Source organism: Nonomuraea sp. NPDC048881 (assembly GCF_040649795.1).
In the GTDB taxonomy this organism is placed as follows: domain Bacteria; phylum Actinomycetota; class Actinomycetes; order Streptosporangiales; family Streptosporangiaceae; genus Nonomuraea.
The window spans coordinates 188,359-210,708 of the sequence record NZ_JBEZGC010000010.1; the positions used below are offsets into that span (position 1 = coordinate 188,359).

Annotated in this window: 20 protein-coding genes; 9 read left to right on the forward strand and 11 right to left on the reverse strand. The window is 71.7% G+C overall.

What is annotated here, in order from left to right:
- The first annotated feature begins 17 nt into the window (after window positions 1-17).
- The 6 genes from AB0C33_RS32800 to AB0C33_RS32825 all read left to right on the forward strand — a co-directional run bounded on the left by AB0C33_RS32800 (window position 18) and on the right by AB0C33_RS32825 (window position 7,691).
- On the forward strand, window positions 18-1,415 hold the full coding sequence (locus AB0C33_RS32800) for a class II fumarate hydratase (protein ID WP_358294462.1): 1,398 nt from the start codon (window positions 18-20) through the stop codon (window positions 1,413-1,415).
- 75 nt (window positions 1,416-1,490) lie between these two features.
- Window positions 1,491-2,243 (forward strand): 3-hydroxybutyrate dehydrogenase, encoded by a 753-nt coding sequence (locus tag AB0C33_RS32805; RefSeq protein WP_358294463.1) that lies wholly within the window; start codon window positions 1,491-1,493, stop codon window positions 2,241-2,243.
- Between the two features lie 22 nt (window positions 2,244-2,265).
- Entirely contained in the window at window positions 2,266-4,236 is a 1,971-nt protein-coding gene (locus AB0C33_RS32810; RefSeq protein WP_358294464.1) for a helix-turn-helix domain-containing protein, read from the forward strand.
- 31 nt (window positions 4,237-4,267) lie between these two features.
- Window positions 4,268-5,542 (forward strand): MFS transporter, encoded by a 1,275-nt coding sequence (locus AB0C33_RS32815; RefSeq protein WP_358294465.1) that lies wholly within the window; start codon window positions 4,268-4,270, stop codon window positions 5,540-5,542.
- Window positions 5,539-6,540 (forward strand): alpha/beta hydrolase, encoded by a 1,002-nt coding sequence (locus tag AB0C33_RS32820; RefSeq protein WP_358294466.1) that lies wholly within the window; start codon window positions 5,539-5,541, stop codon window positions 6,538-6,540. Before AB0C33_RS32815 ends, AB0C33_RS32820 begins: the two co-directional genes overlap by 4 nt.
- A complete protein-coding gene (locus AB0C33_RS32825; protein WP_358294467.1) occupies window positions 6,540-7,691 on the forward strand; it encodes a tannase/feruloyl esterase family alpha/beta hydrolase in 1,152 nt (383 codons plus the stop codon). The genes AB0C33_RS32820 and AB0C33_RS32825 overlap by 1 nt, the downstream gene beginning before the upstream one ends.
- Here AB0C33_RS32825 and AB0C33_RS32830 read toward each other — a convergent pair.
- Window positions 7,681-9,681 (reverse strand): glycosyltransferase family 2 protein, encoded by a 2,001-nt coding sequence (locus tag AB0C33_RS32830; RefSeq protein WP_358294468.1) that lies wholly within the window; start codon window positions 9,679-9,681, stop codon window positions 7,681-7,683. The two genes, AB0C33_RS32825 and AB0C33_RS32830, sit on opposite strands and share 11 nt — an antisense overlap.
- A gap of 72 nt (window positions 9,682-9,753) precedes the next feature.
- Complete coding sequence (locus tag AB0C33_RS32835; protein ID WP_358294621.1) at window positions 9,754-10,353, reverse strand: lytic transglycosylase domain-containing protein; 600 nt, start codon at window positions 10,351-10,353, stop codon at window positions 9,754-9,756.
- A gap of 378 nt (window positions 10,354-10,731) precedes the next feature.
- On the opposite strand from AB0C33_RS32835, the gene AB0C33_RS32840 reads away from it, so the two are divergent.
- Genes AB0C33_RS32840 through AB0C33_RS32850 form a run of 3 tightly spaced genes read left to right on the forward strand, consistent with a single transcriptional unit; the run spans window position 10,732 to window position 13,372 of the window.
- Window positions 10,732-11,406 carry a response regulator transcription factor gene (locus tag AB0C33_RS32840; RefSeq protein WP_125636689.1) on the forward strand — a complete coding sequence of 225 codons (675 nt, stop codon included), beginning with the start codon at window positions 10,732-10,734 and terminating at the stop codon, window positions 11,404-11,406.
- The gene (locus tag AB0C33_RS32845; RefSeq protein ID WP_358294469.1) at window positions 11,403-12,818 is read left to right on the forward strand and encodes a HAMP domain-containing sensor histidine kinase; all 1,416 of its coding nucleotides are present in this window, start codon (window positions 11,403-11,405) and stop codon (window positions 12,816-12,818) included. Before AB0C33_RS32840 ends, AB0C33_RS32845 begins: the two co-directional genes overlap by 4 nt.
- A 32-nt stretch (window positions 12,819-12,850) precedes the next feature.
- Window positions 12,851-13,372, forward strand: a complete 522-nt coding sequence (locus tag AB0C33_RS32850) for a hypothetical protein (protein WP_358294470.1) — start codon at window positions 12,851-12,853, stop codon at window positions 13,370-13,372.
- Window positions 13,373-13,384: 12 nt separating this feature from the next.
- Here the strand turns inward: AB0C33_RS32850 and AB0C33_RS32855 are convergent, their stop codons facing one another.
- The 9 genes from AB0C33_RS32855 to AB0C33_RS32895 all read right to left on the reverse strand — a co-directional run bounded on the left by AB0C33_RS32855 (window position 13,385) and on the right by AB0C33_RS32895 (window position 22,107).
- Window positions 13,385-14,704: a PhoH family protein gene (locus AB0C33_RS32855; protein ID WP_358294471.1), complete on the reverse strand. Its 1,320-nt coding sequence runs from the start codon at window positions 14,702-14,704 to the stop codon at window positions 13,385-13,387.
- A gap of 207 nt (window positions 14,705-14,911) precedes the next feature.
- The gene (locus tag AB0C33_RS32860; protein ID WP_358294472.1) at window positions 14,912-15,673 is read right to left on the reverse strand and encodes an isoprenyl transferase; all 762 of its coding nucleotides are present in this window, start codon (window positions 15,671-15,673) and stop codon (window positions 14,912-14,914) included.
- 55 nt (window positions 15,674-15,728) lie between these two features.
- Window positions 15,729-16,229 (reverse strand): hypothetical protein, encoded by a 501-nt coding sequence (locus tag AB0C33_RS32865; protein ID WP_358294473.1) that lies wholly within the window; start codon window positions 16,227-16,229, stop codon window positions 15,729-15,731.
- A gap of 73 nt (window positions 16,230-16,302) precedes the next feature.
- The gene (locus tag AB0C33_RS32870) at window positions 16,303-17,130 is read right to left on the reverse strand and encodes an amidohydrolase family protein (protein WP_358294474.1); all 828 of its coding nucleotides are present in this window, start codon (window positions 17,128-17,130) and stop codon (window positions 16,303-16,305) included.
- Window positions 17,131-17,157: 27 nt separating this feature from the next.
- Complete coding sequence (locus tag AB0C33_RS32875) at window positions 17,158-18,036, reverse strand: hypothetical protein (protein ID WP_358294475.1); 879 nt, start codon at window positions 18,034-18,036, stop codon at window positions 17,158-17,160.
- A gap of 36 nt (window positions 18,037-18,072) precedes the next feature.
- On the reverse strand, window positions 18,073-18,435 hold the full coding sequence (locus AB0C33_RS32880) for a hypothetical protein (RefSeq protein ID WP_358294476.1): 363 nt from the start codon (window positions 18,433-18,435) through the stop codon (window positions 18,073-18,075).
- Window positions 18,428-19,276, reverse strand: a complete 849-nt coding sequence (locus AB0C33_RS32885; RefSeq protein ID WP_358294477.1) for a DUF692 domain-containing protein — start codon at window positions 19,274-19,276, stop codon at window positions 18,428-18,430. Before AB0C33_RS32885 ends, AB0C33_RS32880 begins: the two co-directional genes overlap by 8 nt.
- A 1-nt stretch (window position 19,277) precedes the next feature.
- The gene (locus AB0C33_RS32890) at window positions 19,278-20,183 is read right to left on the reverse strand and encodes a TIGR04222 domain-containing membrane protein (RefSeq protein WP_358294478.1); all 906 of its coding nucleotides are present in this window, start codon (window positions 20,181-20,183) and stop codon (window positions 19,278-19,280) included.
- Between the two features lie 130 nt (window positions 20,184-20,313).
- Complete coding sequence (locus AB0C33_RS32895) at window positions 20,314-22,107, reverse strand: phosphoenolpyruvate carboxykinase (GTP) (protein ID WP_358294479.1); 1,794 nt, start codon at window positions 22,105-22,107, stop codon at window positions 20,314-20,316.
- Between the last annotated feature and the right edge of the window lie 243 nt (window positions 22,108-22,350).

The following is a 22,350-nucleotide window of genomic DNA, read 5'->3' on the forward strand; positions in this document are numbered from 1 at the left end:
TGGGACAGACTGGAGTCATGAGCGAGTTCAGAATCGAACATGACTCGATGGGCGAGGTCCGGGTGCCGGCGGGAGCGCGGTGGCGGGCCCAGACCCAGCGGGCGGTGGAGAACTTCCCGGTCTCGGGACGGCCGCTCGAACCGTCCCACATCGCCGCGCTCGGCCTGATCAAGGCGGTCGCCGCCGAGGTCAACGGCGAGCTGGGCGTGATCGACAAAGATCTGGCCGAGGCCGTCGCGCAGGCCGCCGCGGACGTCGCCGACAACGAGCACGACGCCCACTTCCCCATCGACGTCTTCCAGACCGGCTCGGGCACCTCGTCCAACATGAACGCCAACGAGGTGATCGCGACGCTGGCCGAGGAGCGGCTGGGACGGCCGGTGCACCCCAACGACCACGTGAACGCCTCCCAGTCGTCCAACGACGTCTTCCCGACCTCGATCCACGTGGCGGCCGCGATCGAGGTGACCTTCCACCTGCTGCCCTCGCTCGCCCACCTGGCCGAGACGCTGCACGCCAAGGAGGCCGAGTTCGCGCAGGTGGTCAAGTCGGGCCGGACCCACCTGATGGACGCCACGCCGGTGACCCTCGGGCAGGAGTTCGGCGGGTACGCCGCCCAGATCGACCACGGCGGCACCCGCGTGCGCACGGCGCTGAACCACGTACTGGAGCTGCCCCTGGGCGGGACGGCGGTCGGCACGGGCATCAACACGCCGCCCGGCTTCGCGCAGCGGGCGATCGAGAAGCTGGCCGAGGCGACCGGCATCCCCTTCCGCGAGGCCGCCGACCACTTCGAGGCCCAGAGCGCCCAGGACTCCATCGTGGAGCTGTCCGGGCAGCTCAAGGTGGTGGCCGTGTCCCTCAACAAGATCGCCAACGACCTGCGCTGGATGGGCTCGGGCCCGCGCGCCGGGCTCGGCGAGATCAACCTGCCGGACCTCCAGCCGGGCTCGTCCATCATGCCGGGCAAGGTCAACCCGGTGATCCCGGAGGCCACGGCCATGGTCGCGGCGCAGGTCATCGGCAACGACGCGGCGATCACCTTCGCCGGGGCCTCGGGCAGCTTCGAGCTGAACGTGCAGCTCCCGGTCATCGCCCGCAACATCCTGGAGTCGATCAGGCTGCTGGCGAACGTGTCCAGGCTGCTGGCCGACCGCTGCGTGGCCGGCATCACGGCCAACGTCGAGCGCCTGCGCGAGTACGCCGAGTCCTCCCCCTCGATCGTCACCCCGCTCAACCGGCACGTCGGCTACGAGGAGGCGGCCAAGATAGCCAAGCAGGCGCTGGCCGAGCGCAGGACCATCAGGGAGGTCGTCGTCGAGCGCGGCCACGTCGCCGACGGCACGCTGACCGAGGAGCAGCTCGACGCCGCCCTCGACGTGCTGTCCATGACCCGGCCGCCGACGGAGGGGTGATCCACATAGGTCAGCTCGGATCTATGTCGGCCGAACCCATGCGTCCCGGCGCGGCGAGCGCCTAGGGTTCGGAGTATGGCGAAGGAGCTGACTGGGCGGACCGCGCTGGTGACGGGGGCTGGGGGCGGCATCGGCGCCGCCTGCGCCCGGCGACTGGCCGCCGCGGGGGCCAAGGTCCTGGTGGTCGACAGGCAGGGCGAGGCGGCCGGGAAGGTGGCCGCGGAGGTCGGCGGGGTCGCGGTGGTGGCCGATCTGAGCGATCCGGCCTTCGCGGCGTCGCTGCCCGACGAGCCGGTGGACATCGTGGTGAACAACGCCGGGTTCCAGCACGTGGCGCCGGTCGAGGACTTCCCGCCGGAGGTGTTCTCCACCATGATGCGGGTGATGGTGGAGGCGCCGTTCCTGATCGCGCGGCGGGTGCTGCCCGGCATGTACGCCCGGGGGTGGGGACGGTTCGTGAACATGTCGTCGGTGCACGGGTTGCGGGCCTCGCCGTACAAGTCGGCGTACACGACGGCCAAGCACGCGCTGGAGGGGTTCTCCAAGGTCGTCGCGCTGGAGGGGGCGGCCCACGGGGTGACGTCCAACTGCGTGTGCCCGGCGTACGTGCGCACCGCGCTGGTCGAGGCGCAGATCGACGACCAGGCCCGGGTGCACGGCATCGGCAGCGACGAGGTCGTCGAGAACATCATGCTCCAGCCGGCCGCGATCAAGCGGCTGATCGAGCCCGAGGAGGTCGCCGAACTGGTCGCCTACCTCTGCGGCCCGCACGGCTCCTTCATCACCGGCACCTCCCTCCCCGTAGACGGCGGCTGGACGGCCCATTAGTGAGCCCGCACGGAGTGAGGCCATGAGCACGCGTTTTCTGGAGCTTCTGGCGCGGGAGGCGTCGGCGGTCGAGTTCGAGGGGCCGATCGTGGAGGCCAGGGCGCAGGGCGCCGATCCGGCCACGATCGAGGAGCTGGAGCAGGCCAAGGTCGAGGCGCTGAAGGTCAGGGCGCTGCTCAGGCGGCGGGCCAGGCGCGAGGCCGAGCTGTCGGCGCTCTACGACACCGCCGGCGACCTGGCCGCGCTGCGCGACCTCGACGCCGTGCTCGAAGCCATCGTCCACCGGGCCAGGCAGTTGCTCGCGACCGACATCGCGTACATGACGTTGCACGACCCCGAGCAGGGCGACACGTACATGCGGGTCACCGACGGGTCGATCTCGGCCAAGTTCCGGGCGCTCAGGCTGGCCATGGGCGCCGGGCTGGGCGGGCTGGTCGCGCAGACGGCCACCCCGTACGCGACCGCCGACTACTTCGCCGACGCCAGGTTCCGGCACAAGGGTCACATCGACGAGGCCGTCAAGGAGGAGGGCCTGGTCGCGATCCTGGGGGTGCCGCTGCGCCTGGGCCAGCGGGTGATCGGCGTGCTGATGGCGGCCAACCGCAGCGCCAGGCCCTTCCACCAGGAGGAGGTCTCGCTGCTGGCGAGCCTGGCCGCGCACGCCGCCGTCGCCATCGACAACGCCCGGCTGCTCCAGGAGACCAGGAACGCCCTGGAGGAGCTCTCCCAGGCCCACCGCACCGCCAGGGCGCACGGCGAGGCCGTCGAGCGGGCCGCGCTGGCCCACGACCGGATGACCTCGCTGGTGCTGCGCGGCGGCGGCATCGAGGACGTCGCCGCCGTGGTGACCGAGGTGCTCGGCGGGTCGCTGGCCGTGCTCGACGACCTGGGCCGGCCGATCACCGGCGACGTGGGCGAGCTGGACGCCGGGGTGTTCGAGGCGGCGCAGGCGTCCAGGGCGCTGGGGCGTACCGTGCGCAGGGGCGACCAGCTGATCGCGTCGGTGGACGTCGGCGGCGAGCCGTTGTGCACGCTCGTCCTGCGCAGCGACGACGCCGACGAGCGCATCCTGGAGCGGGCGGCGCTGGTGTGCGCGCTGCTGCTGCTGTTCAGGCGGAGCGTGGCCGAGGCCGAGGGCCGGGTCAGGGGCGAGCTGCTGGAGGACCTGATCTCGCGGCCGGACTCGCCGGGCCTGGCCGACCGGGCCCGGCGGCTCGGCGTGGACCTGCGCGCGCCGCACGTCGTGGTGGTGGCCAGGCACGGCGGCCAGCGGGAGCGGGCGGCGTTCTGGGCCTCCTCGCATGCCACGGTCCGGCACGGGCTGGCGGCGGGGCGCGGCGAGGAGGTGGTGCTGCTGCTGCCGGGCGTGGACGCGGGCGGTCTGGCCCAGCGGGTGGCGGCCGAGCTGAGCGCGTCCCTGCACAGCCCGGCGACGGCGGGCGCCTCCCCCGCCCGCCTCCCCGAAGCCTCACCCGGCGGCCCGCCGGGCGGATCGGCGGGCGGATCGGCGGGCGGCTCAGGAGGCGGCGCGACCAGCGGATCGCCGGGCGGATCGGCGGGCGCGCGGGACGTCGCAGAGGCGTACCAGGAGGCGCGGCGGTGCGCCGAGGCGCTGCTCGCGCTCGGCCGGGCCGGCGACGGCGCGAGCCCCGCCGAGCTGGGCTTCGTCGGGCTGCTCGTGGGCGACGGCCGCGACGTGCGCGGCTTCGTCGGCCGCGTGGTCGGCGCGGTGATCGACTACGACGCCCGCCGCGGCACCGCGCTCACCGACACCTTGTCGGCCTACTTCGGCACGGGCGGCTCACCCTCCCGTACGGCCGAGGCCATGCACATCCACGTCAACACCGTCACCCAGCGCCTCGACCGGATCGGCAAGCTGCTCGGCGACGGCTGGCTGGAGCCCGAGCGCGCGCTGGAGATCCAGCTCGCCCTCCGCCTGCACCGGCTCGGCCACACATCCTCCCCGCAGACTGTGGGTCCCGGCCCCATATAAGTGACGCCGGTCACTCTTTACCGTGACCGGCATGGCCACTTCCATCAAGAGGATCGTCGCCGCGAGCCTGATCGGCACCACCATCGAGTGGTACGACTTCTTCCTGTACGGCTCGGCAGCCGCTCTCGTGTTCAACAAACTCTTCTTCCCCGAGTCCGATCCGCTGACCGGCACGCTGCTGTCGTTCCTCACCTACGCCGTCGGATTCGTCGCCCGCCCGCTCGGCGGCCTGGTCTTCGGCCACTTCGGCGACCGGGTGGGCCGCAAGACCCTGCTGGTGGTCAGCCTGCTGATGATGGGCGCCGCCACGTTCCTGATCGGCTGCCTGCCGACATACGCCACGCTCGGCTCGTCGGCGGCGCTGCTGCTGACCGCGCTGCGGCTCGTGCAGGGCTTCGCGCTCGGCGGCGAGTGGGGCGGCGCGGTGCTGATCGTGTCCGAGCACGGCGACACGAAGCGCCGCGGGTTCTGGGCCTCCTGGCCGCAGGCGGGCGCGCCCGGCGGGAACCTGCTGGCCACCGGCGTGCTGGCGATGCTGGCCGCCTGGCAGTCCGACGAGGCGTTCCTGTCGTGGGGCTGGCGGATCCCGTTCCTGCTGTCGGGGGTGCTGGTGATGGTCGGGCTGTGGATCCGGCTGACGATCAGCGAGTCGCCGGTGTTCCAGCAGGCCGAGCCGGAGCCGACCGCGCCGATCGTGGGCGTCCTGCGGCACCACTGGAAGGACGTGCTCACCGCCATCGGCGCCCGGCTGGCCGAGAACATCTCGTTCTACCTGCTGACGGTGTTCGTCATCACGTACGCGAAGAACGCCAAGATCGACAACTCGACGGTGCTGACCGCGGTGCTGGTCGCCTCGGCGATCCACTTCGTCACGATCCCGATGTGGGGCGCGCTGTCGGACCGGGTCGGCCGCCGTCCGATCTACCTGGCCGGGGCCGCCGGGATCGGCGTGTGGATCTTCGCCTTCTTCCCGCTGGTGGACACCGGCAACTTCCTGGCGATCACCCTCGCGGTCACCGTCGGCCTGCTCTTCCACGGCATGATGTACGGCCCGCAGGCGGCCTTCTTCTCGGAGTTGTTCGGCACCAGGACGCGCTACACCGGCGTGTCGATCGGCGCCCAGCTCTCGGCGATCGTGGCCGGCGCGCTGGCCCCGCTGATCGCGGTGGCGCTGCTCAAGAGCTACTCCAGCAGCGTGCCGATCTCGGTCTACCTTGGCCTGGCGGCGGTGCTCACGCTGGTCGCCGTCTACACCGCCCGCGAGACCCAGGGACGCGACCTGGCCGAGAGGATCCACGCGCGATGAAGGTCACCACCCCCCGCCTCACGCAGCACGTCCTGACCGTCGAGGGCCGGACGTCCGGCGAGCCCGTGCTGTTCGTGCACGGCAACGTCTCCTCCGGCGCCTTCTGGCGCGACAGCATGGCCGCGCTGCCCGCCCGCTACCGCCCGCTCGCCCCCGACCTGCGCGGCTTCGGCGACACCGACCCCGAGCCGGTGGACGCCACCAGGGGCCTGCGCGACTGGTCCGACGACCTGGCCGAGCTGGTCGAGGCCCTCGGGCTCGACGGCGTGCACCTGGTCGGCTGGAGCCTCGGCGGCGGCGTCGTCCTGCAGCTCCTGCGCGACCGTCCTGAGCTGGTCAGGAGCGTCACGCTGGTCAACCCGATCTCCCCGTACGGCTTCGGCGGCACCGAGGGCCCGGACGGCACGCTCACCCACCCCGACGGCGCGGGATCGGGCGCCGGCGCGGCGAACCCGGACTTCGTGGCCCGGCTCAAGGCGGGCGACATGTCCGACGAATCTCCCACGTCCCCCCGCAACGTGCTCCGCACCGGCTACGTCAAGCACCCGCGGATCCCCGACGAGGACTTCTACCTGCGATCCATGCTCACCACCCGCGTGGGCGAGGCCAACTACCCAGGCGACGCCGCCGGCTCCCCCGCCTGGCCCGGCGTGGCCCCCGGCAAGCACGGCGTGCTCAACGCGTGCGCCCCCACCCACTTCCGCCTGGACGACCTGCACGAGATCGGCCCCAGGCCGCCCGTCCTGTGGATCAGGGGCGCCGACGACGTGATCGTCTCCGACACCTCGCTGTTCGACCTGGCCCACCTGGGCGCGATCGGCGTCGTGCCCGGCTCCCCCGGCACCCCGGCCCAGCCGATGGTGACCCAGACCAGGGCGGTGCTCGACCGCTACGGCCGCTACCGCGAGGTCGTGCTGGACGACTGCGGCCACAGCCCCCATCTGGAGCGGCCCGCCGAGTTCGGCCGCCTGCTGGCCGAGCACCTGGAGGAGGTCTGATGCTCGTCGCCCTCACCCTGGTCGCGAGCCTGCTCACCGCCCCCGCCGCGGGCGAGCTGACCGTGCCCGGCGCGGAGAAGCTGATCAGCGCCACCCTCGACGACCTGACCACGGCCGGCACCACGCCGACCGGCCACACCGACCCGGCCGATTGGGCCGGCCTGCACTCCAAGGCCACCGTCAACCCGACCGGCGTGCCCGGCATCCAGCTCGACGGCTACTTCCCCGACACCTCCACCGGCAACGCCACGCACGGCTGGAACCACGACTCCCAGTTCGTGATCAGGCTGCCCGACCGGTGGAACGGCGGCCTGGTCGTCAGCGGCACCCCGGGCAACCGGGAGCAGTACGCCAACGACTACACGATCTCCGACTGGGTGCTGTCCAAGGGCTACGCGTTCGCCGCCACCGACAAGGGCAACGTGGGCGTCACCTTCCACGAGGACGGCCGCCGCCCCGGCGACGCCATCGCCGAGTGGAACGAGCGCGTCACCCAGCTCGCCGTGGCCGCCAGGTCCGTGGTCAGGCAGCGGTACGGCCGCCCGCCGGCCCGTACGTTCATGGCCGGCCTGTCCAACGGCGGCTACCTGGTCAGGTGGCAGCTGGAGAACCGCGGCTGGCTCTACGACGGCGGCGTGGACTGGGAGGGCACGCTCTTCCGGGTCAAGGGCGACAATCTGCTGAACTTCCTGCCGCCCGCGCTGAAGGCGTACCCGGACGAGGCGGGCGTGCGGGCGGCCGGGTTCGCGCCGGGGTCGGAGTTCCTGTGGCCCTTCCACCGGCAGTACTACTGGGAGCTCACCCAGCAGCTCTATCAGAAGGAGCTGGACCCGTCCTACGCGGGCGCGGCGGCCGACTACGACTACGGCGCGCGCCGGCCGTACGCCGCGATGGCCAGGATCGGGCTGACCGGCAGGATCACCAAGCCGCTGATCACGATCCACGGGACGCTCGACTCGCTGCTGCCGATCTCCCGCGACTCCGACGTCTACGCCAGGATGGTCGGCCCGCACCGCCCGTTCCGCTACCACCGGATCGAGGGCGGCAACCACCTCGACAGCCTCGTCGACGTCTATCCCGACCGGCTCAGGCCCATGCTCCCGGCCTTCAGGGACGCCTTCCAGGAGCTGGAGGGCTGGGTCACTCCTTGAGGTAGCGATGCCTGCCCGCGCGCGCCCAGCGCACGATGTGCCGCGCCCCGGGCAGGCGCCTGCCGAGGCGGTGGAGCGCGGTGTCCCGGCCCATGGGCGAGCGCCGCTGGGGGTTCACCGCGACGGCCGGGCGCGTCTCGACCCGGCCGCGGCGCACCTGGAGGCCGAACCGCAGCCCGATCTCCTCGTCGGACGAGCGCAGCGACGACAGCCAGGCGCCCGGCCCGAGCTGCTCCTCGCTCGGCATGTGCCGCCTGACCGGGATCTTGGCGACGAGCTGGCCGGCGAGCTTGCCCGGCACCCCGGCCTCGACCAGCGCGGGCGCGCACACCTCGCGTTCCCGGCGGCCGGTGCTGCGCAGCACCAGCTCCAGGGGCGGCCCACCGCTCGGCGGCACGTACGGGACCGGCAGCACGACGTACACGTGGCCGTCGAGCTGGCGGACGGTCACCCCCGGCGACACCAGCGCGATCGACTCCGAGAACGAGCGCGGCTCGACCGCCAGGCCCAGCTCCCCCTTGTCCGACCAGCACGGCACCACCAGCCGCATCCTGGGCCGCTGGGCCAGCACGCCCAGGCAGTTGAGCGGCCCCTCGGCCCGGCCGACCCGGCTCCTGGCCTGGTTGGCGCCGCTGAACATGCGGACGTGCACCTCCCACTGCCCGGGGCTGAGCGGCTGGCCCATCGCGGCGCTGGTCACGTCCAGGCGGGCCTCGCCCCTGATCTGCACGCGGACCCGGCGGCGGCCGTCGGGGAGACGTTCGACGTGCTGGGTGACCGGCAGGAAGTGCACCACGCCGGTCGTGCTGTGCCGGACGTAGACGTCGATGCGGGCCCGCTCGACGTCGGCCGTGATGTCGGTGACGTCGTCGGACAGCAGCTTGGTGTCGGCCGAGCGCGGCGGGATCCAGTGCAGGCGCTCGCCGTCCACGCGGTAGCGGTCGGGCAGGCCGTCGCCGGACATGACCTCCACGGTCAGGCCGAGCACCAGGATGTGGGCGTCCCAGCGCATCTCGGTGAGATCGGCGCGCAGGCCCGCGCGCCGGGTGGAGTTGGCGAACATGACGATCTGGTCCAGGCGTCCGCGCCGGACGAACGCGGCCACCGCCCGTAGCTGGACCGGCAGGTAGCGGTCGATCCGCTCGGGGAAACGCTCGCCGATGAGCTCCTGGACGACCCGGAAGTGCATGCCCCGGTCCACGGAGGAGTCGGCGAACCTGGCGGTCAGCAGCGGCCTGAGGACGGCCGAGCGGAACCAGTAGGCGTACATGCGGTCGCGCTGGCGGCCGGCGCCGACGTAGGTGTCGATGTCGGTGAGCAGCGTGCTCAGCCCGGCCACGATCACCCGGGGGTCCTCCTCGGGCGCCTCGGGCCGCGGCCCGAGCTGGCAGCAGACCTCCTCGGCCAGGACGGCGATCACCTTGGCCGCGAGGTAGGCCCGCATCACGAACGCCTGCTCGGCCAGCCGGCCGCCGGGCATCCCGAAGCCCAGCTCGTGCTCCTCCAGGAAGGCCCGGCGGTAGAGCTGCTGCGGGACGAGCAGCGTCATCAGGCGCTCGCGCAGGATGTCGGCGCGGGCGCTGCTGCGCTCGAACGCCACCATCGGCGGCCCGTAGTCGCGGGCCAGCCGCCCGATCAGCACGTCGGCGTCGGTCTCGACCGCGCGCTCGTGCATGCGGGCCAGCGCGTCGCGGGCCAGCCGGTCGGTCTGGTCGAGGAAGTAGACGTAATCGCCCTCCGCCGTGGCCACGCCCATGTTGCGGCCGCGAGAGGGTGACCCGGTGTGCGGCAGGTGCAGCACGCGGACGTTCTCGCGGAGACCGGCGATGGTGTCCAGCCGTTCCCCGATGCCGTCCGTGGACCCGTCGTCCACGAAGATCACTTCGTAGTCGGCGGCGGGCAGCGTCTGCTCCAGCGCAGATCGGATGCACGCGTCCGCGGTGTCACCCGGGTTGTGGACATTGACGATCACACTGACCTTCACACCCATGCGGCCAGCGTGCGCCGCTCATACACGATCGGGTGAGACGGCTTGCCGATTACAGAAGAAGAGTTTGACCTGTTAGTACCATCCTGTGGACTGCGAGTGCCCCCACGCGCCACACGGCGTGCCGTAACGGCCCTTGATGTAGCCGAGGCCCCACGCGATCTGGGTGGCGGCATTGGTCTGCCAGTCGCCGCCCGCGCTGGCCATCTTGCTGCCGGGCAGGGCCTGCGGGATGCCGTACGCGCCGGAGTAGCGGTTCATGGCCCGCTCGTTCCAGCCGCTCTCCTTCTGCCAGAGCAGCTCCAGACAGCCCCACTGGTCGGCGCCCCAGCCCTTGGCGGCGAGCATCTGCTTGGCGACGGCCTTGTTGCTGCCCGGCGAGGGGTTGCTGCCCGGCGGGAAGTTGGCGGGCGGGAAGCCGCTGCCGCCCGGCGCCTTCTTGGGCACGACCCAGTTGAGCTTCTTGGTGCCGCCGCGGTTCTTCTTGAGCAGGTCGGCCCGGTAGGCCTGCTCGGCGGCGTTCTTCAGCGCGTCGGTCTCGGGGTCGGGGGCGAACAGGTTGCCTCCGGCGAGCGCGCCGAGCTGCTCGGCCGTGAACGGATCGACCGGCGGCTTGCTGGCGTTGTCGACGGCGCGATAGGCGACGTAACCGCCACCGCCCACGACCACCACCAAGGACACGACGGCGACGGCGATGCGCTTGGGGGTGAAACGCGAAGGCCGGCGGCGCGCCGAGCGAAGGTCATCCTTCGGGGGGCGCTCACTCAACTGCGGACCGGGGCTCACGATCCATGAGCTTGCCCTGTCATGGGGGGTGGTCCGCAACCGGAACGCGGGATTCGGTTGACGTTCTCTTGGCCAACCAGCAGGTAACAACCTTTTTCACGAAAAATTGTGAATTTCGTCACAGGCTGGTTGGCGCCTCCCTTCGAGCGCCCGCACCGAAGGGAGGCCGCTTTCAGGCTTCCGCCCCATCTTCAGGATCTGATCCGCACCCGGTCACAGTTTGATGACACAACCCGGGTATAGGGGACATGGAATAATAATGTGCGCGTGGCCGGCATCCTCCTTGTAGAAGACGATCCCTCCGTCCGCACAGCCTTGGAGCTGGCGTTGACGCGACAGGGACATTCCGTCACGTCCTATGCGACGGGCGAGGAGGCTCTGGACCACATCCGCGCCCGCCGCCCCGAGATCGCGATCCTCGACGTCATGCTGCCCGGCATCGACGGCGTCGAGGTCTGCCGCCGCATCCGCAAGCTCGACCAGCTCCCCGTCATCCTGCTCACCGCCCGCGGCGACGACCTGGACGTGGTGGTCGGCCTGGAGGCGGGCGCCGACGACTACGTGGTCAAGCCGGTCGAGCCGCGGGTGCTCGACGCCCGCATCCGGGCCATCCTGCGCAGGGCCGAGTCCGCGACCTCCGACCGCATCACCTTCGGCGACCTCGTGATCGACCGGGGGGCGCTCAAGGTCACGCTGGCCAGCAAGGAGATCCACCTGACGCCGACCGAGCTGCGGCTGCTGCTGGAGCTGGTCCGGCATCCCGGCCAGGTGCTCAACCGCCGCTACCTGCTGCGGGTCGTCTGGGACCACACGCACGTCGCCGACTCGCGGCTGGTGGACGCCTGCGTCCAGCGCGTCCGCGCCAAGATCGAGCCGAGGCCGGCCGAGCCCGTCTTCATCCACACCGTGCGCGGGTTCGGCTACCGGTTCAGCCCTCCGTGATCCCGCTGCCCACCGGGCTGCGGGCGCGCCTGGTCATCACCTTCACCCTCGTCGCGGTCACCGCGTCGACGCTGGTCGCCACCATCGGCTTCGAGCTGGCCAAGACCGCGCTCGTGACCAGGGCCGAGACCACCTCCCTCGACCTGGTGACCCGCGAGCTCGGCCGGATCACCTTCCCCGTGGGCAAGCTCAGGCCGGGCGAGGCGGCGCCGTCCATGAAGGAGCTCGACCAGGTCGTCCGCACGCTGTCCAGTCCCGGCCGCAGCGTCCTGGTCGAGTACGGCAACCTGCTGTCCGCCGACGGCCCGATGACCATGAAGGACGTCCCCAACGAGCTGTACGGCCGGGCCAAGCAGAACGTCGTCACCCAGCGCAAGGTGATCGGCAACGAGCTGTGGCTCATCGTCGGCGCCGAGGTCCACCGGTTCGAGCCCGGCGTCGCCCCCGAGGCCACCGGGCTGCGCGCGTTCGTGTTCTTCCCGCTGCACGACGAGGAGAGCCAGCTCACGACGCTGCGCAACACGCTCACCCAGGGCGGCGCGGTGATCGTGCTGATCGCGCTGGTGGTGGCGCTGCTGTCGGCCCGGCAGGTGCTGCTGCCCGTACGGCGGCTCAGCGCGGCGGCGCAGGCGCTCGGCCAGGGCCGGCTGGACACCCGCCTGCCGGTGCACGGCCAGGACGAGCTGGCCGAGCTGACCGCCAGGTTCAACGACGCGGCGGCGGCGCTGGAGCTGAGCGTGTCGGAGCTGCGCTCGCTGGAGGCCATGTCCCGCAGGTTCGTGGCCGACGTCTCGCACGAGCTGCGCACGCCGCTCACCGCCATGACGGCCGTGGCCGACATGCTCTCGGAGGAGGCCGGCCGGCTGCCCGACGCGCCCGCGGAGGCCGTGCGGCTGGTGCTGCGCGAGATCGGGCGCCTGCGCGAGCTGGTCGAGCACCTGATCGAGGTCAGCAGGTTCGACGCCGGCACCGCGACGCTCAACGTCGAGCCCGTGAACGTCGCCGACGCCATCCTGGACTGCCTGGAGGTGCGCGGCTGGAGCGACGAGGTGGACGTGACCGCCTCCCAGGGCCTGACCGTCAATCTCGACCCGAGGAGGTTCGACGTCATCGTGGCCAACCTGGTCGGCAACGCGCTCAAGCACGGCCTGCCCCCGGTGGAGGTCACCGCGCGCGGCACCGAGAACGGCCTGGAGGTGAAGGTGCGCGACCACGGCAAGGGCATTCCCGCCGAGGCGCTGCCGCACGTCTTCGACCGCTTCTTCAAGGCGGGCGCGGGCCGGGCCCGCAGCCAGGGCAGCGGCCTCGGCCTGGCCATCGCGCGCGCCAACGTGCACCTGCACGGCGGCACGATCTCCGTACGCGCCCAGCAGCCGGGCACCCTGTTCACGGTCTGGCTGCCGCACCGATGAAGGCACCGATGAAGGCACCGACGACCGCACCCATGACCGCACCGATGATCGGGCGCCGGGTCCTCGTCGCCGCCGCGGCCCTGCTGGCCGTGGCGGCCTGCGGCATCTCGCCGACCGACGTCCAGACCAAGGGCGCCGCGCCCACCATCAAGCTCCCGCCGCCCTCGAAGACCATCTACCTGATCAGGAACAAGCAGCTCACGCTCGAACCCGCCGACGTCGAGAGCGGCACCGTGGGCAGCCTGCTCGGCGCCCTCTTCGCCGCCTCCGACCAGCCGCTCGGCGACCGCACCACCGAGCTGCACGGCCTGGAGTACGTCGGCATGAAGGACTCGCTCGACCCCGTGCAGCGCGACGAGATGCAGCTCCCGCGCACCTCCACGCTGACCGTGTACTTCAAGGGCGACCGGCCGCTGAGCAGGCTCGGCAAGGCCCAGATCGTCTGCACCGCGCAGCAGGACTTCGCGTTCGAGCAGGTGAAGATCGTCCGGGAGAACGACGGCCGCCCCGCCAAGGCGGAGGGGCGGCCGTACACCTGCCGCGAGCTCAGGTGAGCCCGCCGCGGCTCACATCGTGATGTCCTCCAGCATCTCCGTCACCAGGGCGGCGATCGGCGAACGCTCGGACCTGGTGAGCGTGACGTGCGCGAAGAGCGGGTGGCCCTTCAGCTTCTCCACCACCGCCACCACGCCGTCGTGCCGGCCGACCCGCAGGTTGTCGCGCTGGGCGACGTCGTGCGTGAGCACCACCCGGGAGTTGGCGCCGATCCGGCTCAGCACCGTGAGCAGCACCCCGCGCTCCAGCGACTGGGCCTCGTCCACGATCACGAACGCGTCGTGCAGCGACCGGCCGCGGATGTGCGTCAGCGGGAGCACCTCCAGCATGCCCCGGTCGAGCACCTCCTCGATCACCTCGGGCGAGGTGATCGCGCCGAGCGTGTCGTAGACCGCCTGCGCCCACGGGCCCATCTTCTCGCCCTCGGTGCCCGGCAGGTAGCCGAGCTCCTGGCCGCCGACGGCGTACAGGGGGCGGAAGACGACCACCTTGCGGTGCTGGCGGCGCTCCAGGACCGCCTCCAGGCCCGCGCAGAGCGCCAGCGCCGACTTGCCGGTGCCGGCCCGGCCGCCCAGCGAGACGATGCCGATCTCCGGGTCCATCAGCAGGTCCAGCGCGATGCGCTGCTCGGCCGAGCGGCCGTGCAGGCCGAAGACCTCGCGGTCGCCGCGGACCAGGCGGACGGACTTGTCCGGCGCCACCCTGCCGAGCGCCGATCCCTTGGCCGACAACAGCCGCAGGCCGGTGTGCGCGGGCAGTTGCCTGCCCTCCTCCAGGTCGGCCACGCCCTTGTCGAAGAGGATCTCGACGTCCTCGGCCGTCACCTGCAGCTCGGCCATCCCGGTCCAGCCGGACTCGACCACCAGCTCGGCGCGGTACTCCTCGGCCGCCAGGCCGATCGAGGCCGCCTTGACCCGCATGGGCAGGTCTTTGGAGACCAGCACGACGTCGCAGCCCTCGGCCGCGAGCGAGCGCGCGACGGTCAGGATGCGCGTGTCGTTGTCGCCCAGGCGGAACCCGACGGGCAGGATGGACGGATCGCTGTGGTTGAGCTCAACCCTGATCGTTCCATCCCCTGTCGGCATCGGCTCGTCGAGCCTGCCGTGCTGAACCCGCAGGTCGTCGAGGTAGCGCAGGGCCTTCCTCGCGAAGTAGCCGAGCTCGGGATGGTGCCGCTTACCTTCCAGCTCCGTGATGACCACGATGGGAAGGACGACGTCGTGCTCGGCGAAGCGCGTCAATGCCGCCGGGTCGGCCAGCAGGACCGAGGTGTCGAGCACGTACGTGCGCTTGGCCGGCTGGTGAGTAGGGTTGCTCGAGGACACTGCCACACGTTCTCCCCCGGGCGCCCATAGGTGCGGGCACCCTGCAGACGAGGTGGGAACCGGACCGGACCCGCGTCCCCGACCGCAACCTGCCGGCGGAGCCGGACTCCGGCCCCCCTCAGCAGATGTCGGTGCAAAGGCGGGCCCTCTCCGGGATGCCCGGCCTGTGGCCGGACACTTTCAACGTTACGTCCTGGATACCCGAATGTCGCATCAAGAACCGTAACGCCGGTGTCTCGCAGCGTAATCGCGCAGCGCCCGCAGGAAATCGACCCTGCGGAAGTCCGGCCAGTAAGCCTCGTGGAAGTAGAACTCGGAGTGAGCGCTCTGCCACAACATGAATCCGGACAGACGCTGCTCGCCCGACGTACGGATGAGGAGGTCCGGGTCGGGTTGGCCGCGAGTGTAGAGATGCTCCGCGATGTGTTCGACATCGAGGACCTCCACGAGGTCCTCGATGCTGGCGCCCTTACTCGCATGCTCCTGGAGGAGTGAGCGCACCGCATCGGCAATCTCACGTCTTCCTCCATACCCAACTGCAACGTTCACAATCAGGCCCGGACGGTGTGATGACGCTTCTTTTGCATTTTTTAGGACATTGGCCGTGCGGTCGGGGAGGAGGTCGAGCGCCCCCACCGGGCTGATCCGCCAGCCCTCCTCCACGAGTTCCTGGACCACGTCCTCGATGATGCGCAGCAGCGGCTCCAGCTCCTCGCGCGGCCGGTTGAGGTTGTCGTTGGACAACATCCAGACGGTGACGACCTCGACGCCCGTCTCCCGGCACCAGCCGAGCAGCTCCGATATCTTGTCCGCGCCCTTGCGGTGGCCGGTCGCCACGTCGCGCATGCCCATGGCGCGCGCCCAGCGGCGGTTGCCGTCGATGATGACCCCGACATGCCGGGGAACGCTGTCCTTGGACAGCTTGGTCTCCAGCCTGTGTTCGTACAGCCGGTAGACCAGGTCGCGCAGGCCCACGGAGTGCCTCCCCAGCGGTGCTGTGCCTTTGGTCGAATGACCCAACAGGCAATTATCACCGCGTTTCGCCCGTGCCTGCTCCCCCAATGGGATTCCTGGCGAGATCTCTTCCGCCGAGACACCCCTCGGCTTCATGGACCAGTTCGCGGACGAACTCGGACAACTCCGCAGACGTCAGGACGGCCCTCATACCCACGCCGGAGGCCCCCCACGCCTCGACGTAGGCCCTGCGGGTCAGCCGCCACTGGCCCGGCGCGGGCTGCCAGATGGGGATGGTGCGCAGCTGGCAGCGCAACTCGCCGCCGCCCACCAGCCCCGAGCGGGTGCGGTAGCGGAAGGAGAACAGCTCGCTCTCCGGCTCCTCGTCGGGGAAGCGGTCGTCGGGGTCGTTCCACCGCCGGGCCGCCCCCCTTCCCTGCCGCGCCTCGTCGACCCCGCGCGCCAGGCGCGCGAGCAGCCAGCCGCACCGCTCCCCCACGCTGCCGTACGGCGTGCCGTCGCGATGGAGCTCAAGGGTGATCTCGTACGGCGTGCCGACGGTGTCCGTGCACGCCACCGGCGTGACGGTCAGGTACGATCCATCGACACAGCGTAGTCCCCCCACGCCCTTCCCCGTTTCCGGCCCCAAGTCAGCTAAACCCGTAGAAACCCCTGGCCGTGTCCCCGAGCACCCGGTCCCGGTCGGTTCCGCCGAGCAGCGCGCCGGTGACCTCCCAGACCGTCCGGTAGTCGGCCGCCTGCAGGGCCACCGGCCAGTCGCTGCCGGCCATCAGCCGGTCCGGGCCGAACAGCTCGACGGCGTGCTCCACGTACGGCCGCAGGTCCTCCACCGTCCAGTTCCGGTGGTCGGCCTCGGTGACCAGGCCCGAGACCTTGGCGTACACGTTGGGGAAGCGGGACGCGCGGGCCAGGCCGCCGGCCCACGGCTCCCACTCGTGGTCCCTGATGCGCGGCTTGGACAGATGGTCGATGACGATCTTCAGGGACGGGTGCCGCCCGGCCAGCGTGACCACGTGGTCGAGGTGCCTGGGCAGCAGCGAGACCACGTCGAACGTCAGCCCGGCCGCCGCGAGCAGGCCCAGCGACTCCAGCACCTCGTCGCGGACCAGCCAGTCGGGGTCGGGCTCGTCGTGGATCAGGTGCCGGACGCCGCGGAACTTCGGATGGGCGGCGTACCGGGCGATCGCCTCGGCGGCCTCGTCCGGGCGCAGCAGCGGGATCCATCCGACCACCGCGCCGACGAAGTCGTGGGCGTCGGCCAGGGCCAGCAGGGCGTCGGTCTCGGCACAGGAGTCGGCGGCCTGCACCAGCACCGTCCGGTCCACACCGGCCCACGCCAGCTCAGGGGCCAGGTCGTGCGGCGCGTACGTCCGGTGGAGCACGCCCGCCTCGGGGGTGAGCCAGGGGTAGTCGCCGGTTTCGAGGTCCCAGAAATGCTGGTGCGCATCGACAATCACCCCCCAAACCTAGGATGTCTCGATATTTCAGAGCAAGGGGTGCCAGCCGTGCTGACGCCAGCCCGGCGGCTGGTGCCACTCGGTCCAGCCGAAGCCGGTGCCGCCGTCGTCGGACTCCAGCTCGCACAGCGCCCTCGGGAACTCGGCCACCGCCCCGTCGGGCGAGACCAGCCTCACGGGGGCGAACGCGACCGGCCGCACGGTCACCGCGCGGCCCGGGAAGCTCAGCAGCGTCTGCGCCGGACGGTCGCCGTCGAACCGGGTGCCGGCCGCGAAGCCGTCCGCGTGCTCGATCCCGCCGCCCGGCGGCACCGTGAACGCCGGCCACGGCAGCGGCATGCCCAGGTTGACCTGCGTGCCGTGCAGGTGGGTGCCGTCGGAGAGGCGGCCGCTGCTCCACGTCCAGGACAGCGACCACCAGTCCCTGACGCCCCAGCTGTGGTCGCGCTCGCCGTGGCCGTGGAAGGGGCGGCCGTCGACCGTCCCGGTCACCTCGCAGGGGACCTCGTAGCGGGGGGTGAGCTGGTAGCCGTACACGCCGCCGCGGGTGTGCCATTCGAGGTCGAGCGACAGGCCGGGGGCGGCCAGGCGCAGCCGCGCGGTGCGCAGGGGGTCGGTCGCGGCCAGGTCGGCCTCGTAGGCGTCGGCGGAGATCGTCAGGCCGGTCGGCGGGGCCTCGTGGTCGGTGATCTCCACCGGGCCGCCGCCGCGCCGGACGAGCCGGGCCCAGAACCAGGTGCGCTTCCAGTTGGGGTAGAGCCCGAGGCGGACGTATCCGCCCAGTTCGCCGTCGTCGGCGACGAAGTCGAGGTAGTAGGACTCGTTCCACAGCGGGTCGTCGCCCGGCGGGTGGAGCTGCTCGTCCTGCTCGCCGAGGGGCCAGTCGCCCATGTTGACGATGCGCATGCCGTACCGCCTCCCAAGCGCTTGCTACGAGCAAGCCTAGCGGCGATCACGGCGGAACACGAAGAGCAGGCGAGCCCACCCGCGCGGCCTCGCGGCCGGCATGAGGCCGCGGGCGCGCAGCCAGGCGGCGAAGTCGTCGGCGTCGGCCCGGTAGCCGGTCGGCGGGACGGCACGGGCCGCCGCGTAGGCGGCGAACTCCGCGGCCAGGGCGGGCCCGGCGGCACGGGCGGCGTCCGGGCGGAGCCTGGCCACCACACCGCGCCGTTTGGCGAGCAGCGCGGACGCCTGCACGCGCAGCCGTCCGGCGTCGAAGCCCACCGGCGGATCCGCCCCGGCCACCAGGCACGCGACGACCCGCCCCTGCGCCTCCGCCAGCCGCGCCCGCGCCCCATCACTCACCGCGCCCGCCCACGGTCTGCTCCACTGAGGACATGGCGGCTCGGATGCGGGTCAGCTCGCCGGCGAGCGCGGCGTCGCCGGGGTAGTCGTCGTCCCACTCCAGCAGCACCCCGGGCGGGCTGGTCCGGGCGCACAGCTCGGTCAGCAGGCCGAGGACGGCCGGCGGCACGGCGGCGGTGTGCGTGTCGTGCCAGATCCCGTGGTGCTCGTGCCCGCCGGCCACGTGCACGTACGCCAGGTGCTCCAGCGGCAGCGCGTCCAGCGCGTCCACGGCCGACAGCCCCAGGTTGACCTGGGCGGCGTACAGGTTGGCGACGTCCACCAGCAGCCCCACCCCGGTACGCTCCACGACCTCGGCCAGGAAGCGGGCCTCGGTCAGCTCGTCGTCCGGCCAGCCGAAGATCGCCGCCACGTTCTCCAGGGCCAGCGGCACGGGCAGCGCCTCCTGGGCCAGCCGCACGTTCTCCACGACGATCTCCAGCGACTCCCGCGTCCGCGGCACCGGAAGCAGGTGCCCCGCCTCCACGCCGCCCCCGCGGACGAACGCCAGGTGCTCGCTGACCAGCGGCGAGTCCAGGGCCCGCGCGCAGGCCGCGAGGTGGGCGAGCCGGGCCGGGTCCGGCGGCTCGGCGCCGCCGACGCCGAGCGAGACGCCGTGCGGGATCACCGGCACGCCCCTGGCCCGCAGCACGCGCAGCGACTCGGGCAGGTCGCCGGGGTCGATGTTCTCGGCCACCACCTCGACGAACCCGACGCCCGCCATCCGCTCGATCGTCAGGTCGAGCTCCGGCCGCCACCCGATGCCCACCCCAAGGTCCGGCAGGTCCGGCAGGTCCGGCATGTCAGCTCCCTCCGCCGCCGCAGCCGCCCCCGCAGCCGCCGCCTCCGCAGCCGCTCCCGCCGCCGCATCCCGCCGTGCCGCAACCGCCCGCGCCGGCGCTGTGCGACTGGTCGCCGCCGCGCCGCCGTCTGGTGGCCACCGTACGGGCCGGGGGGCCGTCGAGCGCGAGGATGAGGTTGGCGTCGTTCAGCTCGCCGAGGCCGTACAGCGCGACGGCCACCGGGCCGCTGGACGTGCCCGGCGGGTGGTCCAGCTTGGCCCGGTCGAGCGCGGCCTGCCCGGAAGCGGTGAGATCGGTGGGGAACGTGCGCCGGTGTCCGGCGATGGCGCTCGGCGCGCCCACGACCGTCCCGGCCAGGACGCCGAGCGCTGCCAGGGGAAGCGGCGACGTGCCCTCGACGGCCACCGACAGCGCCTCCACGGCCGCCCCGGCGAGCGCCAGCACCGCCAGCACCCGTAACCGGACGATCAGCCGGTCCACCTGGGTGAAGGAGCCGGTGGGGTGAACCGCGCCGATCCTGCCCAGCCGGTACCTGAGGGCGTCCAGGGTCTCGCCCTGGCTCACGCGCTCCCTGATCGTGCTCGCCCACGCGCCGGGGTTGCGCTCGACCTCGTCCAGGACGGCGTCCTCGACCGGCTCGCCGGTGCTCCGGGCGCCGGCCACCCGGTGCACCCGTCCGTCGCGGGACACGCGTACGGCCCCTGACGCCGCCAGCAGCCCGACGGCGGTGTCGGCCACGCGCCCGGATCCGCCCGCCAGGAAGGCCAGCTCGTAGGGGCCGAGATCGTGCGGCCGGGGCTCGACGGCGGCCCCCCGGATGGCGGCGTGCTCGCGCCGGACCGCCAGAACGGTGACCCCGGCCGCCACGGCCAGCGCCACCGCGAGGATGAGAAGGAACAGATCCATACGCCCTCCCCTCGTGCGGCCCGTCGGGCCGCGTACCGGAAAGACGTATAAGCAAGGCATAAAGGTTCCGGGCGATCAGCACGCCCCCGCGCGGTGCGACGGCCAGCACCGCCGCACCGCGCGCGCCCGCTCAGCCGAGCCGGTCGAGCAGGGCGTCGTACTCGTCCCACAGCTTCTTCGGCAGGTGGTCGCCGAACTTCTCGAAGTGGGCCGGGATCAGGGCCGCCTCCTCGCGCCACACGTCGCGGTCGACCGACAGCAGCGTGCGCAGGTCCTCCTCGGACAGGTCGAGGCCGTCGGTGTCCAGCTCGGCGGGCAGCAGGCCGATCGCCGTCGGGTTCGCCTTGGCCTCGCCGTTGAGGCGGTCGACGATCCACTTGAGCACGCGGCTGTTCTCGCCGAAGCCGGGCCAGATGAACTTGCCCTCGTCGTTCTTCCTGAACCAGTTGACGTAGTAGATGCGCGGCAGCTTCGCGCCCTTGACCCGGCCGATGTCGAGCCAGTGGCCGAAGTAGTCGCCCATGTTGTAGCCGCAGAACGGCAGCATGGCGAACGGGTCGTAGCGCAGCTCGCCCACCTTGCCCTCGGCCGCGGCGGTCTTCTCGGAGGCGACGTTGGCTCCGAGAAAGACGCCGTGCTCCCAGCTCAGCGACTCCGTGACCAGAGGCACGGCGGTGGCGCGGCGGCCGCCGAAGAGAATCGCCGAGATGGGCACGCCCTTGGGGTCCTGCCACTCCGGTGCGATGGTCGGGCACTGGGAGGCGGGTGTGGTGAAGCGGGCGTTCGGGTGGGCGGCGGGCTCGTCGCTGTCGGGCGTCCAGGAGCGGCCCTTCCAGTCGGTCAGGTGCGCCGGGGGCTCCTCGGTGAGCCCCTCCCACCACACGTCCCCGTCGTCGGTCAGGGCGACGTTGGTGAAGATGCTGTTGCCCCAGAGGGTCTTGATGGCGTTGGCGTTGGTCACCTGGCCGGTGCCGGGCGCGACGCCGAAGAAGCCGGCCTCCGGGTTGATGGCGTACAGGCGGCCGTCGTCGCCGAAGCGCATCCAGGCGATGTCGTCGCCGATCGTCTCGACCTTCCAGCCCGGGATCGTGGGCTGGAGCATGGCCAGGTTCGTCTTGCCGCAGGCGCTCGGGAAGGCGGCGGCGACGTAACGGGTCTCGCCGTCGGGCGGCGTGAGCTTGAGAATGAGCATGTGCTCGGCCAGCCAGCCCTCGTCGCGGGCCATGACGCTGGCGATGCGCAACGCGTAGCACTTCTTCCCGAGCAGCGCGTTGCCGCCGTAGCCCGAGCCGTAGGACCAGATCTCGCGGGTCTCGGGGAAGTGGCTGATGTACTTGGTGGAGCTGCACGGCCAGGCCACGTCGGACTGGCCCGGCCGCAGCGGGGCGCCGACGGAGTGGACGGCCTTGACGAAGCCGCCGCGCTGCTCGATCAGGCGCAGCGCCCGGTCGCCCATGCGCGTCATGATCCGCATCGACACGGCCACGTACGCGGAGTCGGTGATCTCGACGCCGAGCTGCGAGATCTCGCCGCCGAGCGGGCCCATGCAGAACGGGACGACGTACATCGTGCGGCCGCGCATGCAGCCCGCGAAGAGCTCGGAGAAGGTCTGGCGCATCTGCGCTGGAGCGATCCAGTTGTTGGTCGGGCCCGCGTCCTCCTCGCGCTCCGAGCAGATGTAGGTACGGTCCTCCACCCGCGCCACGTCGCTGGGATCGGACTTGGCGTAGAAGCTGTTCGGGCGCGCGGCGAGCCGGGTGAGCGTGCCCTGCTCGACGAGGAGGTTGGTCAGGCGCGTCCACTCCTCCTCCGAGCCGTCGCACCACTCGATCCGGTCGGGCTGGGTCAGGGCTGCGATCTCGTTCACCCACGCGACCAATTCGCGATTGCTCGTCGGCGCGGGCACTTCCACGGAAACGGACACGACTGCGACTCCTCCACTCTCTCAGGGCCCAGTCATCATTAACGACGAAGGCGCATGAAAGCCAATTGGCATAGACCTGTTGGCGCGACCGTCGCCGCAGGCAGCGGCCCTGACGATCCGGGGAGCCTACCCAGGACTCGGAGTTTTAAAAGAGGGATTTCGCGGGGCCGGTCCAGGTCAATTCACGTGGTCTAAACCAATTACCGCAGTGGTTTAGTCCAATTTCTCGAGCCGTTTCCGCCG

What these genes read in the sequence shown, in the direction of transcription:
- AB0C33_RS32800 (WP_358294462.1), top strand. Translation starts at nt 18, where the DNA reads ATGAGCGAGTTCAGAATCGAACATGACTCGATGGGCGAGGTCCGGGTG.
- AB0C33_RS32885 (WP_358294477.1), bottom strand. Translation starts at nt 19,276, where the DNA reads ATGCCGGACCTGCCGGACCTGCCGGACCTTGGGGTGGGCATCGGGTGG.
- AB0C33_RS32875 (WP_358294475.1), bottom strand. Translation starts at nt 18,036, where the DNA reads ATGCGCATCGTCAACATGGGCGACTGGCCCCTCGGCGAGCAGGACGAG.
- AB0C33_RS32825 (WP_358294467.1), top strand. Translation starts at nt 6,540, where the DNA reads ATGCTCGTCGCCCTCACCCTGGTCGCGAGCCTGCTCACCGCCCCCGCC.
- AB0C33_RS32890 (WP_358294478.1), bottom strand. Translation starts at nt 20,183, where the DNA reads ATGGATCTGTTCCTTCTCATCCTCGCGGTGGCGCTGGCCGTGGCGGCC.
- AB0C33_RS32815 (WP_358294465.1), top strand. Translation starts at nt 4,268, where the DNA reads ATGGCCACTTCCATCAAGAGGATCGTCGCCGCGAGCCTGATCGGCACC.
- AB0C33_RS32830 (WP_358294468.1), bottom strand. Translation starts at nt 9,681, where the DNA reads ATGGGTGTGAAGGTCAGTGTGATCGTCAATGTCCACAACCCGGGTGAC.
- AB0C33_RS32805 (WP_358294463.1), top strand. Translation starts at nt 1,491, where the DNA reads ATGGCGAAGGAGCTGACTGGGCGGACCGCGCTGGTGACGGGGGCTGGG.
- AB0C33_RS32820 (WP_358294466.1), top strand. Translation starts at nt 5,539, where the DNA reads ATGAAGGTCACCACCCCCCGCCTCACGCAGCACGTCCTGACCGTCGAG.
- AB0C33_RS32850 (WP_358294470.1), top strand. Translation starts at nt 12,851, where the DNA reads ATGACCGCACCGATGATCGGGCGCCGGGTCCTCGTCGCCGCCGCGGCC.
- AB0C33_RS32810 (WP_358294464.1), top strand. Translation starts at nt 2,266, where the DNA reads ATGAGCACGCGTTTTCTGGAGCTTCTGGCGCGGGAGGCGTCGGCGGTC.